The 12,146-nt window shown below is 65.9% G+C and carries 11 protein-coding genes; 8 read left to right on the plus strand and 3 right to left on the minus strand.

Going from position 1 to position 12,146, the window contains the following annotated elements; genetic code table 11:
* Position 1: 1 nt before the first annotated feature.
* Together BR78_RS0112535 and BR78_RS0112540 are read right to left on the minus strand one after the other, a co-directional pair.
* Positions 2-478, minus strand: a complete 477-nt coding sequence (locus tag BR78_RS0112535; RefSeq protein WP_025561207.1) for an SUF system Fe-S cluster assembly regulator — start codon at positions 476-478, stop codon at positions 2-4.
* A gap of 41 nt (positions 479-519) precedes the next feature.
* On the minus strand, positions 520-1,410 hold the full coding sequence (locus tag BR78_RS0112540; protein ID WP_025561209.1) for an AraC family transcriptional regulator: 891 nt from the start codon (positions 1,408-1,410) through the stop codon (positions 520-522).
* A gap of 303 nt (positions 1,411-1,713) precedes the next feature.
* On the opposite strand from BR78_RS0112540, the gene BR78_RS0112545 reads away from it, so the two are divergent.
* The 3 genes from BR78_RS0112545 to BR78_RS0112555 are packed head-to-tail and all read left to right on the plus strand — an operon-like array spanning position 1,714 to position 6,287.
* Complete coding sequence (locus BR78_RS0112545; protein ID WP_025561210.1) at positions 1,714-2,700, plus strand: quinone-dependent dihydroorotate dehydrogenase; 987 nt, start codon at positions 1,714-1,716, stop codon at positions 2,698-2,700.
* A gap of 45 nt (positions 2,701-2,745) precedes the next feature.
* The gene (gene ggt / locus BR78_RS0112550) at positions 2,746-4,464 is read left to right on the plus strand and encodes a gamma-glutamyltransferase (RefSeq protein WP_025561044.1); all 1,719 of its coding nucleotides are present in this window, start codon (positions 2,746-2,748) and stop codon (positions 4,462-4,464) included.
* A 38-nt stretch (positions 4,465-4,502) separates the two neighbouring features.
* Positions 4,503-6,287: an AMP-dependent synthetase/ligase gene (locus BR78_RS0112555; protein ID WP_025561043.1), complete on the plus strand. Its 1,785-nt coding sequence runs from the start codon at positions 4,503-4,505 to the stop codon at positions 6,285-6,287.
* 173 nt (positions 6,288-6,460) lie between these two features.
* Here the strand turns inward: BR78_RS0112555 and BR78_RS0112560 are convergent, their stop codons facing one another.
* A complete protein-coding gene (locus tag BR78_RS0112560) occupies positions 6,461-9,325 on the minus strand; it encodes a M16 family metallopeptidase (RefSeq protein WP_025561042.1) in 2,865 nt (954 codons plus the stop codon).
* 146 nt (positions 9,326-9,471) lie between these two features.
* Here BR78_RS0112560 and BR78_RS0112565 point away from each other — a divergent pair, with 146 nt between their 5' ends.
* The 5 genes from BR78_RS0112565 to rimI all read left to right on the plus strand — a co-directional run bounded on the left by BR78_RS0112565 (position 9,472) and on the right by rimI (position 12,115).
* A complete protein-coding gene (locus BR78_RS0112565) occupies positions 9,472-9,735 on the plus strand; it encodes a hypothetical protein (RefSeq protein WP_025561041.1) in 264 nt (87 codons plus the stop codon).
* A 71-nt stretch (positions 9,736-9,806) separates the two neighbouring features.
* Complete coding sequence (locus tag BR78_RS0112570) at positions 9,807-10,382, plus strand: NifU family protein (protein ID WP_025561040.1); 576 nt, start codon at positions 9,807-9,809, stop codon at positions 10,380-10,382.
* 29 nt (positions 10,383-10,411) lie between these two features.
* Positions 10,412-11,005, plus strand: coding sequence for a malonic semialdehyde reductase (locus BR78_RS0112575; protein WP_025561039.1), 594 nt, complete (start codon positions 10,412-10,414; stop codon positions 11,003-11,005).
* A 4-nt stretch (positions 11,006-11,009) separates the two neighbouring features.
* Positions 11,010-11,642, plus strand: coding sequence for a tRNA (adenosine(37)-N6)-threonylcarbamoyltransferase complex dimerization subunit type 1 TsaB (gene tsaB, locus BR78_RS0112580; RefSeq protein ID WP_025561038.1), 633 nt, complete (start codon positions 11,010-11,012; stop codon positions 11,640-11,642).
* Positions 11,639-12,115 carry a ribosomal protein S18-alanine N-acetyltransferase gene (gene rimI, locus BR78_RS0112585; protein WP_025561037.1) on the plus strand — a complete coding sequence of 159 codons (477 nt, stop codon included), beginning with the start codon at positions 11,639-11,641 and terminating at the stop codon, positions 12,113-12,115. The genes tsaB and rimI overlap by 4 nt, the downstream gene beginning before the upstream one ends.
* Positions 12,116-12,146 lie beyond the last annotated feature (31 nt).

A 12,146-nucleotide genomic window follows, 5' to 3' on the forward strand; every position in this document is an offset into this window, starting at 1 on the left:
GTTACACCTGTTCCCCGGCAAGCGCCGGGACCCGGTCAGCGGACTCGGGATGCTGCGCCCCGGCCGGAGCCGGAGCAGCGGAAAGTTGGGAGAGCGTGATGCCCGCGAGCGCGCCCTTTACGGCGCCGTTGACGGCATTCCAATGCGGTTTGACGCGGCACGCGCCCTCGACCGCGCAATCATGCTTGCCATTGTCGACACACGCCGTGAGTGCGATCGGGCCCTCGATCGCCTCGACGATGTCGGCGACGGTGATCGCCGCGGGGGGCCGCGCGAGGCGGAAGCCGCCGCCGGTGCCGCGCGCGCTCTCGATCAGCCCGGCGGCGGCGAGCTTGCTCACCAGCTTCTGCACGGTCGGGAGCGGCAGTCCGGTCTCTTCGGCGAGCGACGTCGCGTTCAAGCGGCACGACGCGCCGCAATGGCGCGCGGCGGCGGCCATCATCACTACGGCATAGTCGGCAAGGCTCGAAAGACGCATTTACTCGCAATCGGAACGATTCTATCCGATTGCAGATGGGCCTAGTTGCCGCGAAGGTCAACCGGCTCGGGGATCACATCCGGCAGGAAGTGCAATTCCTCGTTCTTCAGCGTCAGCGCCAGCGTCGGATCGCTGCTCCCGCGCAGGCTGGTAGGCGTGTAGCCGGTGAAATGCTTGATCTCGTTGATCATGTGCGACTGATCGGAGAAGGGCCCGAGCACGTCGCTGAGCGGCGCGCCCTGGAAGATCTGCATCGCCGCCCGGATCGCGCGGAACTTGCGCTTGAGCTTGGTCGGCGGCCCGCCGAAATATTCGAGGCACAGGCGCTGGACCTGGCGTTCGCCGAGCCCGCTGGTCTCCTCGATCGTGGCATAGAGCGCGTCGATCGTCGGATCCTCGCTCGCCGCCCATTCGCGCACCCGGCTGAGAAAGGGGAAATGCGGCTCGGGAACCGGCTTCACTTCCTCCTGCCGCATGATCAGCTGCGGCGCGATCGCCCCGATCATGTCGTCGAGCTCGGTCATATCACGCAGCTGCTCGAGCAATCTCGGCGCGCGCTCGCAGAACAATTTCTCGCCGTCGATGATGTGATCGGTGACCTTGTGCGCGGGAATGCCGATCAGCGCCTTCCAGCCGATCGCGCGCAGGACGACGCCGAAACAGAGCACGGGCCCGCGCATCCGATAGCTGGCCGCGGCGGTGCCGGGGCCGGCGACCATGATCGGCTTGAGCGGTTCGACATGCCCGTCGGGGAAGGTCATTTCGCCCTCGCCCCGGATCAGAAAGCGGATATGGCCGATATCGACGCGTTCGGGCCCTTCGAGCTCGCCCTCGCCGGCGCGGAAAAGATAATAGGAATCGACATGCGGAAGCAGCCGACCCTTGGCCGGCTTCATTTTGATCGTCACCGCCGGCGCATTCTCAGCGCCCATGTCGGTAACGATGGGTTTTCTTATGGTTGCACCCCGCATTTACGACTCGAGCCCCCATCCCGAGAATCTGTGTCTGCTGGGCGTCTATAGCGGGTGCGGGGCCCGGATAAAAGTGGCCCGACCGGTTACCCAGCCGGGCCAGTGGAAAGGGTTCCCCCCGTTGAAGCGGAAACCCCTCGGGTCGCAACGCCTGACTAGCCCACCCGTAGGACTACGTATTGGACGGATTCGACACATCCGAAGGGTTTAACGTTACATCCGAAGTTTTTGACGTTCGGCCTTCTCGATGCGAAGGCGAGCGCCATGGCCTATCCGTTCCGATCCGCTTTGTTCGCGCTGGACCCCGAAACCGCGCACCGCGCCACGATCGCCGCTTTGCGGGCGTGGGGAAGTATCGGTGCTCCCTTCGCGGCAAAATCCGTATTGGATGAATCGCTTCGCGTGCGGCTCGCCGGGATCGACTTCCCCAATCCGGTTGGGCTCGCGGCGGGGCTCGACAAGAATGCCGAGGCAGTGCCGGGGCTGCTCGGGCTCGGCTTCGGCGCGGTCGAGGTGGGAACGCTGACCCCGCGTCCGCAGCCGGGCAATCCCAAGCCGCGGCTGTTCCGGCTCGTCGAGGACGAAGCGGTGATCAACCGGATGGGGTTCAACAATGACGGCATCGATGCCGCGCTCGCGCGGGTCGGCACGTTGAAGCGGCGCGCGGGGGTGCTCGGCATCAATGTCGGCGCCAACAAGGATTCGGCCGACCGCGTTACGGATTATGCCGAAGGCGTCCGCAAGGCCGCGCCGCATGCCGATTACATCACGATCAACGTCAGCTCGCCCAACACGCCGGGCTTGCGCGATCTCCAGTCGCGCCCGGCGCTCGATGAATTGCTCGCCGCCTGCGACGCGGCACGCGACAAAACGCCCCTGTTCCTCAAGATCGCACCCGATCTCGACCGCGCGGGTGTCGAAGGCGCGATCCGGGCGGCGATGGACAATCGCATCGATGCGCTGATCGTATCGAACACCACCATCTCGCGGCCCGGGAGCCTGCGCTCCAGCTTCGCGACCGAGACGGGTGGGCTTTCGGGCGCGCCGCTGCGCGAGCTGGCACGCGCGAAACTGGTCGAGGCGCGCGAGGCGAGCGGCGGCGCGCTGCCGTTGATCTCCGCCGGCGGGATCGACAGTGCCGACGAGACGAAGCGCCGCCTCGATGCGGGCGCAGTGCTGGTGCAGATCTATAGCGCGCTGGTCTACAAGGGTCCGGGTCTGGTCCACGACATCCTTGCCGGGATGCGCTGACGTAGCGTCTTTGCCGTCCGGCCAAAGCCCGCTACGGCTGGCACAATGAAGAAACTGGTCGCGCTGCTGATAGCCCTGTTCGTGCCCTTCGCCGCCATGGCGCAGGGGGTCGTGAGTGCCGCCGATCCGCGCGCCGCGGCGGCGGGAGTCGAGATCCTCCGCAAGGGCGGGACCGCCACCGACGCGGCGATCGCGACGATGCTGGCCTTGAACGTGGTCGAGCCGCAAAGTGCGGGCATCGGCGGCGGCGCCTTCTTCGTCCAGTATGATGCGAAGAAAAAGGCGACCACCACGGTCGATGGCCGCGAGGCGGCGCCGATGGCAGCCGATCCGCGCTGGTTCTTCGGCCCAGACGGCAAGCCGCTCAGCCACTCCGACGCCGTGCCCGGCGGCCGCAGCGTCGGGGTGCCGGGTACGCTGCGCGCGATGGCGCTGGCGCATCAGCGCGGCGGGAAGCTGCCCTGGGCGGCCCTGTTCGCGCCCGCGATCCGGCTGGCGCGCGACGGCTTCGTCGTCTCGCCGCGCCTCAACAATGCGCTCAATTCCTATGCCCGCCATGTCGATCCGGCCGTCCGCGCGATCTATGCCGGCGCCGACGGCAAGCCGCTGGCGGCGGGCGCGACTGCGCGCAATCCCGATCAGGCGGCCTTGCTGGAGCGCGTCGCCAAGCTCGGTCCCGACAGTTTCTATGTCGGTCCGCAGGCACGGAAGCTCGTCGATACGGTCAACAACGCCCCGCGCAATCCGTCGAAGATGACCCTCGGCGATCTCGCCTCCTATACCGCGAAGGAGCGGCCGGTGCTGTGCGGCAGCTATCGCAAGCACAGGATCTGCTCGATGGGCCCGCCCTCGTCGGGCGGCATCGCAGTGCTGATGATCCTCAAGCAGCTCGAGCGTTTCGACATGGCGAAGCTCGGCAAGGACTCGCCCGTCGCCTGGCATCTTTTCGCCGAGAGCTCGCGGCTCGCTTATGCCGATCGCGACATGTATCTCGGCGATCCCGATTTCGTGGAGATCCCGCTCAAGGGGTTGCTCGATCCGAAATATATCGCCCGCCGTTCCGCTCTGATCAGCGCGACCACGAGCATGACCAACGTCACCGCCGGCACGCCTCCGGGGGCACCGGCGCGGATCCGCGCGCCGACCAGCGAAGTGCCGGGCACGACCTCACTCTCGGTCGCTGACGGCGCGGGCAACGTCGCGCAGGTGACGACGACGATCGAGGGGGGATTCGGCTCGGGGCTGGCGGTCGACGGCACGATGCTCAACAACGAACTCACCGATTTCGACATCGTTCCGGTGAAGGACGGCTATCTGGTCGCCAATCGTGTCGAGGGCGGCAAGCGCCCACGCAGCTCAATGGCACCTTCGATCGTTTATGCCCCGAACGGCGAAGTGCGCCTCGCGGTCGGCGCGGCGGGCGGATCGACGATCATCGCGCAGGTCGCCAAGGCGATCATCGGTGTCGTCGACTGGAAACTCCCGGCGCAGGATTCGATTGCGCTCGGACTGATCTATGCGCCGGGTCAGGTCGCAGTGATCGAGAAGGGCACCGAGCGCGAAGCGATGATCCCGGCGCTCGAGGCGCTGGGTGAGAAAGTGCAGGCGGCGCAGCTCGGGCTCAAGGCCAACGCCATCGAGCGCGTCGGCGGACGCTGGACCGGCGGGGCCGATCCGCGCAGCGAAGGCGTTGTGATGGCTCAGGACGGCAGCGTGAGCGAGATCCGGCGTGTGGGGCCCCGCCCCAACCGTCCATCCGAATAAGCGGGACGCCGCACCAAGCGGCGCCCAAGGGGAGAATGATGCGAAAGCTCGAACGGTTCGACAATCTGGTTCAGATGTTCTTTTCCCGGGCGCGGGAGAAGGGCGACAAGCCGTTCCTCTGGCACAAGGCCGACGGCGCATGGCAGCCGACGAGCTGGGCCGAGGCGGCGCGCCGGGTCGCCAGCCTCGCCACCGCGCTGCAGGCGCTGGGGCTGAAGAACGGCGATCGCGTGATGCTGGTCTCCGAGAACCGGCCGGAATTCTGCATCACCGATCTCGCGATCATGGCCGCGGGCTGCGTGACGGTGCCGACCTACACCACCAACACCGAGCGCGATCACCAGCACATCATCGAGAATTCGGGCGCCTGTGCGATCGTGGTCTCGAACACCAAGCTCGCCAGGACGCTGCTTCCCGCCGCGCTCCGCTCGTCCTCGGCACGGATGGTGATCGGAATCGACGAGGTCCGCGTCGGGCAATCGGGGACGATGGACTTCCACGACTGGAAGGACCTGATCGCCCGCCACCCCGTCGACCCCGATGCCTTCGCCGCCAAAGTGGACTTCAAGCGCGAGGACCTGGCCTGCCTGATCTACACCAGCGGCACCGGCGGTTCCCCGCGCGGCGTGATGCAGCATCACGGGGCGATCCTGCACAATGTAGACGGCTGCTGCACGATCATCTCGGAGGATTTCGGCTGGGAGGACGAAGTGTTCCTCTCGTTCCTGCCTCTCTCCCACGCTTATGAGCATACCGGCGGGCAGCATTTCCCGATCGGGCTGGGCGCCGAGATCTATTATTCCGAAGGACTGGAGAAGCTCGCCTCGAACATCGAGGAAGTCCGGCCGACGATCATGGTGGTGGTACCGCGGCTGTTCGAAGTGCTGCGCACGCGGATCAGCAAGGCGGTCGAGAAGCAGGGCAGGCTATCGGCCTATCTGCTCGACCGCGCCGTCGCGATCGGCGGCAAGCGCGCGGCGGGCGGCGTGCCGATCCAGGACCAGCCGATGAACCTGATCCTCAAGGCGACCTTGCTGCCCAAGATCTCGAAGCGCTTCGGCGGGCGGATGAAGGCGATGGTCTCAGGCGGCGCGCCGCTCAACCCGGAGGTCGGCATCTTCTTCCAGTCGCTCGGCCTGACCTTTCTCCAGGGCTATGGCCAGACCGAGGCGGCGCCGGTGATCTCGTGCAACCGGCCGAGCGCGGGCCTCAAGATGGACACGGTGGGTCCGCCGCTCGCGGGCGTCGAGGTCAAGATCGCCGAGGACGGCGAAATCCTCGTCCGCGGCGAGCTGGTCATGCACGGCTATTGGCGTAACGACGAGGAGACGAAGCGCGTCCTGAAGGAGGGCTGGCTCCATACCGGCGATATCGGCCTGATCGACGAGAAGGGCCGGATCAAGATCACCGACCGCAAGAAGGACATCATCGTCAACGACAAGGGCGACAACGTCTCGCCGCAGAAGGTGGAGGGGATGCTGACCCTCCAGCCCGAGATCGTCCAGGCGATGATCGCCGGCGACAAGAAACCCTATATGACCGCAGTGATCGTCCCCGATCCCGAATGGACCGCCGAATGGTGCGCGCACACCGCGACGCCGTGCCACTTCAAGGATTTGGCACATGATCCCGACTTCAAGGCGGCGCTGGGCCACGCGGTCGAGCGCGTGAACAAGGATCTTTCGGTGATCGAGCGCGTGCGAAAATTCATCGTCGCCGACGAACCGTTCACGATCGAGAACGAGCAACTGACACCCAGCCTGAAGATCCGCCGCCACGTGCTGAAGCAAGTGTACGGGGAAAGGCTCGACGCGCTGTATTGAGGCATCGTTTTCCCCTCCTTTTAGGGAGGGGTCAGGGGTGGGTAAGAAAAGGCCGGGCTCGATGCCCGGGCTTTTCTTTTTGACGAGATGCTGTGGAAGGGCTCGCTATCGCTCGCACCCACCCCCAGCCCTCCCTTGCAGGGAGGGGAGCATTAGGAGCATTAGAGGTCCGCCTACTTCGCCCCAGCTTCGGGCACCACGATCATCGTCCAGTCCTTGTCCGGGCGGAGATATTTGGCGGCAAGCGCCTGGACCTCGGCGGGCGAAGTCGTCGCGATGTCGCGGGCCAGCGTATTGACCGCCGCGATCCGCGCGGGATCATAGGATCCGCCCTCGACCAGCCGCATCCAGAACATGTTGCCGCTCGACTGGCGAATGAGCTGCTGCTTGATCGGCGTCAGCGCGCGATCGAGTTCGTCGGCGTCGACCGGCTTGGCGATCAGGTCGGCGGCGATCCCGCGCGCGAGCTCGAAGAAGAAATCGGTCTTGTCGGGCGGGACCATGCCCAATGCGATCAGCTTGCCGCCCGATGCGAGCCCGAGCGGCCACTGGCTGGCGACGTTGGGCGAATAGCTCACGCCCGCCTGGCTGCGGAGCTGATCGATCAGCCTGTCTCGGAAGATGGCGGCAAGCACGTCGAGCTTGCGGCTCTCGGTGATGCCGGCGCTGCCGCCGCCGGTGGGCCAGGCGATCACCGCGGCGGCCTGCTCGGCCTTGCCGGTGTGCGTGCGCACGACCGGCTTGTCGACATGCGCCGGGAAAGTGACCGCCGGCGCAGGCGCGGTGCCGGCGGGCCGCGGCTTCATCGCGCCGAAGGTCTCGCCGACTGCCTTGATCGTCGCTTCGGAATCCATGTCGCCGAACACTTCGACTTCGATCGGACCGCTGGCGAGCAACGGTTCCCACAATTTGCGGAAGCTCGCCGGGGTGGTCGCCTCGATCGCCTCGCGCGCAGGAATGCCCCAGCGCGGATCGTTCGAATGGAGCAGCCGCTCGAGATCACGGCCGAGCACCGCGTCGGGCGACGAGGAGAGGCCGGCATAGCCCGAGAGCATCGCGGTCTTGGCGCGGATCACCGGGTTCGGATCCCAGGCGGGCGCCGCGAGCTTGGCCGCGAACAGGCGCAGCTGATCGGGAAGATCTTCCTTGTTGGTCTGGCCGGCGAAGCGGAAAGCATCGGAATCCACATCGAAATCGAAGCCCATCTGGCGCCTGCCGATCAGCGCATCGAGCTCTTCCTGCCCGAACCTGCCGACCCCGCCCGCAACCAATGCCATGTCGCCTGCCCAGGCCGGGCTCGGGCGATCGGCGGGCAGGCCGTTGAGGCCGCGCCCGAAGCGGACATTGACATAGACCTTGCCGACTTCGGACGAATCCTTGCGCATCAGCAGATTGACGCCGTTGGCGAAGACGACCTTCTCGATATCGAGTTCGGCCAGAGCCGGCGTGCGGCTGACCACCTTGCCGGGCGCGCCCAGCTTCGGAAGCTGGGCGAAAGTGACGTTGCCGAGCGCCTTGCGCTTTGCGCCATTGGCGACGACGTCGGCCGCGAGCGCCGCGGAAACCTTGGTCACCAGCTGCGGATCGGGGGTGTGGGTATTGACCAATGCGCGCACCGCAGTGCCCTGGAACACGCGCTTCGACGCTGCCTGTACGGTTTCAGGGGTGAACATCTTCGCGGTCACGGCCGACTTGAAGATGTCGTACGATGCCTCGGGGGTGGTCACCGTCTCGTTGATGTCGACTGCCTCGACCAGATCGTCGGCGAGCTTCATCCCCGATTCGACCGGCGCGGTGGAGATGCGCTGTTTCATCGACGATTCGATCTCGGCGACTTCGCGGTCGATCTCGGCCTGAGTGGGCGCGATGGTCTGCGCATCGGCGATCACGCCGCGCACGTCGCGCAGCGCCGTCTCCCAATCGGCGCCGACCGGCATGACGTTGACGGTGGTGACGTTGGCCGAGCGCGCGACGTCGCTCAAATCCGCGCCGGCGGCGACGAAGCTGCCGCCCGAGCGCGCTTTCGATTCGAGCCGCCGGTTGATGATCCGGATCGCGACGAGATCGATCATGCGCTTCTGGTTGAAGATCACCGTGTCCGAAAACACCGTCCAGGGCCGCACGACCGCCATCATCGCGAGCGGCGGGACCGCCGGCTCGACGATGCTCGCGGCGACCGGCTGGCCTTCGACAGGCTTGCCGAAGTCGGGGGCCTGCGGAGTCGGACCCGCCACCTTCCACGCCTCGAAATGCTTTTGCACCATGGCTTCGAGCACGGCGGGATCCATGTCGCCGATGACGATCACCACGGCCTTTTCGGGGCGGTACCAGCGATCGTGGAACGCCTTGACCGACTCGGGCGTCGCCGCAGCCAACGCCGCGGTGGTGCCGATCGGCTTGCGATTGGCGACCGGCTGGCCGGCAAACATCAGCCCCAGCATCGCATCCTGGAGGCGCTCCTGCGCGCCCGGCTGCTCGCGCGCCTCGGCCATCACCACCGGACGCTCGGCATTGAGCGAGACCTGCGTGATCGCCGGTGCCGACATCATTCCGACGAGGATCTTGAAGCTCTCGTCCAGTCCCTGCGGCGTCGCGGTCGGCAGATCGAGCTTGTACACCGTCTGGGTGAAGGTGGTGCTCGCGTTCGAATCCGACCCGAAGGTCACGCCGAGCCGCTGCCAGATCCGCTTCGATTCGCCGTCGGGCACGAAAGTCGATCCGCGGAACGAAAGGTGCTCGAGAAGATGCGCGAAGCCGCGCTCGCTCTCCTGCTCGTTCAGCGAGCCCGCGTCGATCCGCACGCGCACCGAGACCTGGCCCGGCGGCACGCCGTTCTTGCGCACCGCATAGCGCAGGCCGTTCGAAAGCCGCCCGAATTTCCAGGCATCGTCATGGACGAGGTCGCTGCCCTTGTAGAGCCACGGATCGTCCGCGGTCTGGACTGGCCGGGGGGCGGTCTGTGCCTGGACCGGAAAGACCGGAACCAGCGTGAAGAGCGCGAGCGAGGCGAGGAGCGGAGACCGCAGGAAACGAAGCATGGACACCCATCTAGTGGCGAACCGCCGCGCATGCCACCTTGGACCTTTCGCCCAGGTGTACGGCTTTGCGGCATGCGATATGCGATGTGCGCCGGCGATTGAACCGCAACGCCGTGCATCCCACCTAAGTGCTTGAAGGAGCGACAATGCGTACCGATCATGCCAAGGCCTGGAACGAGTTCCGGCGGATGATGCTGTGGATCGCATTGGCCGGAGTGCTGATGGTCGCCGGCGCGCTCTGGTATCTCTCAATCAACGACGCACTCTATCTCTCGGCGATTCTCGCGACGATCGGGGGTGTATTTCTCTCCACCTTGCTCGGCTGCGGATTGTTCGCCGCCGCCTTCTTCAGCGACAAGAGCGGCCACGATGCCGATGTGAGCAGCGCGACACACCACGACGCTGACTGATTGTCCGCGCGAAACCTTTCGTTTCCCGCCCGCCGCTTGATCCGCGGGCGCCCAGGCGCCACATGACGTTCATGCTGATCGAGACCGAAGCCACGCCCAACCCGGCGACGCTCAAATTCCTCCCCGGACGCACGGTGATGGACGCGGGCACGCGCGACTTCGCCACCCCCGAGGACGCCGAAGCCTCGCCGCTCGCCAGCGCATTGTTCGCGTTCGGCGACGTGACCGGCGTGTTCTTCGGCCGTGACTTCATTTCGGTCACTGCGGGCCCCGGCGTCGACTGGCGTGATCTCAAGCCTGACGTGCTGGGAATCCTGCTCGATCATTTCTCGGCGAACATGCCTTTGTTCAACCCCGGCACCGCCGCCGGCTTCTCGGTTCCGCCCGAAAGCGCCGATTTCGGCGACAATCCCGAGGATGCCGAGATCGTCGCGCAGATCCGCGAGCTGATCGAGACGCGCATCCGCCCCGCGGTCGCCAATGACGGCGGCGACATCGTCTATCGCGGCTTCGACGCGGGCAAGGTCTATCTCCAGATGCAGGGCGCCTGCTCGGGCTGCCCCTCCTCGACCGCGACGCTGAAGAACGGCATCGAGCAATTGCTCAAATATTACGTTCCCGAAGTCACCGAAGTCCGCGCGATCTAGCGCCGCGCTCCCGCTGAAAGGATTTGCACATGGGCCGTCCCCTCGATGATGCGGGGCTGGATACGATCTTTCGTACCGCGCGCACCTATAACGGCTATGACGACACGCCGGTCACCGAGGCGGACATCCGCCGCATCTACGATCTGGTGAAGATGGGTCCGACCTCTGCCAACCAGCAGGCCGCGCGCTTCGTCTGGCTGACGAGCCAGGAGAGCAAGGACAAGCTCGCCGATCTTTCGAGCAACACCAACGCCGCCAAGATCCGCAAGGCGCCCGCCGCAGTGATCATCGCGATGGACCTCGCATTCAACGAGCATCTCCCCTGGCTCTTCCCGCACGCGCCGACCGCGAAAGACTGGTTCCCCGACGACGCGGCGCGCTACACCCAGGCCTTCCGCAACTCCTCACTGCAGGGCGCCTATTTCATCATCGCGGCGCGCGCGCTGGGTTTCGATACGGGTCCGATGTCGGGATTCGACAACGCCAAGGTTGACGCAGCCTTTTTCAGCGATCAGCCCAATGTGAAATCCAACTTCATCTCGACATTGGGCCATGGCGACCCCTCCACCATCTTCGAACGACTTCCCCGTCCCGAGTTCGACCAGTTCAACCGCGTCGTCTGACGCGTTGACCACGCTCGTCATCGAAACCGCGACCGCCGCCTGTTCGGTGGCGCTGCTGCGCGGAAGCGAAGTGCTGGCGAGCGCACACGAAGTCGTTGGGCGCGGCCATGCCGAGCGGCTGGTGCCGATGATCGGCGCACTGCCCGGGCAGGGCCGCGCAGCCCGGATCCTCGTCGATGTCGGCCCGGGCAGCTTTACCGGCGTACGCGTGGGGCTCGCCGCCGCGCTGGGGCTCGCGATCGGCTGGAAAGCGGAAGTCTTCGGCTATTCGTCGCTCGCATTGCTCGCCGCAGCGGGTTTCGAAGCACATCCGGAATGTACCGCGCTTGCCGTGATTCTCGAAGGGGGGCACGGTGAAGTCTTCATGCAATCGTTCACGGCGTCGCCGCTCTCGTCCGAAGGTCCGCTCCAGTCGCTGATACCCTCCGCGGCGCTCGCGGCACTTGGAGATCGTCGTGCGATCGGCAGCGGGGTCCGCCGTCTGGCGGCACTGGACGCGGGACTCGACAGGGTCGAGGCACTCCCCTGCGCGGGGGACGCCCGGCTGCTCCCGCCTCAATTCACGGCCCTCCCCGCACGCCCGATCTACGGCCGCGCACCCGACGCCAGGACGCTTGCGGAGCGCGGTCTTGCATGAGCGGCACGCTCAACATCACCGAGTTGCGCGAAGGCGGATCGCAGGACCTGACCGAAGTCATCCGCATCATGCAGGATGCCTTTGATCCGCGCTTCGGCGAGGCATGGACCAGCGCGCAATGCCTGGGAATGCTTTCGCTTCCCGGCGTATGGCTGGTGATCGCCAGCATCGACGGCAGCGACGCGGGCTTCGCGCTGGCGCGATCGACGCTCGACGAGGCCGAGTTGCTGCTGCTGGCGACGCGTCCCGCCGCGCGCCGCCGCGGCGTGGCCGGGGCACTGCTCCGTGCAGTCATCGCCGAAGCGCATAATCGCGGAGTCGTCCGGCTCCATCTGGAGGTACGCGCGGGAAACGATGCCGTCCGGCTATACCGCCGCGAAGGTTTCGAGAAGGTCGGCGAGCGCAGGAACTATTATAGAGGTAAGACGGGGTTGGCGTTTGACGCTCATACGTACGCTCGCAAGCTTCCGTGATTTTTTTCGTAACTGAAGGTTAATGACTTGC

It is taken from the genome of Sphingomonas sp. UNC305MFCol5.2, assembly GCF_000712135.1.
GTDB lineage: Bacteria > Pseudomonadota > Alphaproteobacteria > Sphingomonadales > Sphingomonadaceae > Sphingomonas.

Coding starts and splice junctions, on each gene's coding strand:
- BR78_RS0112540 (WP_025561209.1), bottom strand. CDS start 1,410: ATGGGCGCTGAGAATGCGCCGGCGGTGACGATCAAAATGAAGCCGGCC.
- BR78_RS0112555 (WP_025561043.1), top strand. CDS start 4,503: ATGCGAAAGCTCGAACGGTTCGACAATCTGGTTCAGATGTTCTTTTCC.
- BR78_RS0112560 (WP_025561042.1), bottom strand. CDS start 9,325: ATGCTTCGTTTCCTGCGGTCTCCGCTCCTCGCCTCGCTCGCGCTCTTC.
- BR78_RS0112570 (WP_025561040.1), top strand. CDS start 9,807: ATGCTGATCGAGACCGAAGCCACGCCCAACCCGGCGACGCTCAAATTC.
- BR78_RS0112575 (WP_025561039.1), top strand. CDS start 10,412: ATGGGCCGTCCCCTCGATGATGCGGGGCTGGATACGATCTTTCGTACC.
- BR78_RS0112565 (WP_025561041.1), top strand. CDS start 9,472: ATGCGTACCGATCATGCCAAGGCCTGGAACGAGTTCCGGCGGATGATG.
- rimI (WP_025561037.1), top strand. CDS start 11,639: ATGAGCGGCACGCTCAACATCACCGAGTTGCGCGAAGGCGGATCGCAG.
- ggt (WP_025561044.1), top strand. CDS start 2,746: ATGAAGAAACTGGTCGCGCTGCTGATAGCCCTGTTCGTGCCCTTCGCC.
- BR78_RS0112535 (WP_025561207.1), bottom strand. CDS start 478: ATGCGTCTTTCGAGCCTTGCCGACTATGCCGTAGTGATGATGGCCGCC.
- BR78_RS0112545 (WP_025561210.1), top strand. CDS start 1,714: ATGGCCTATCCGTTCCGATCCGCTTTGTTCGCGCTGGACCCCGAAACC.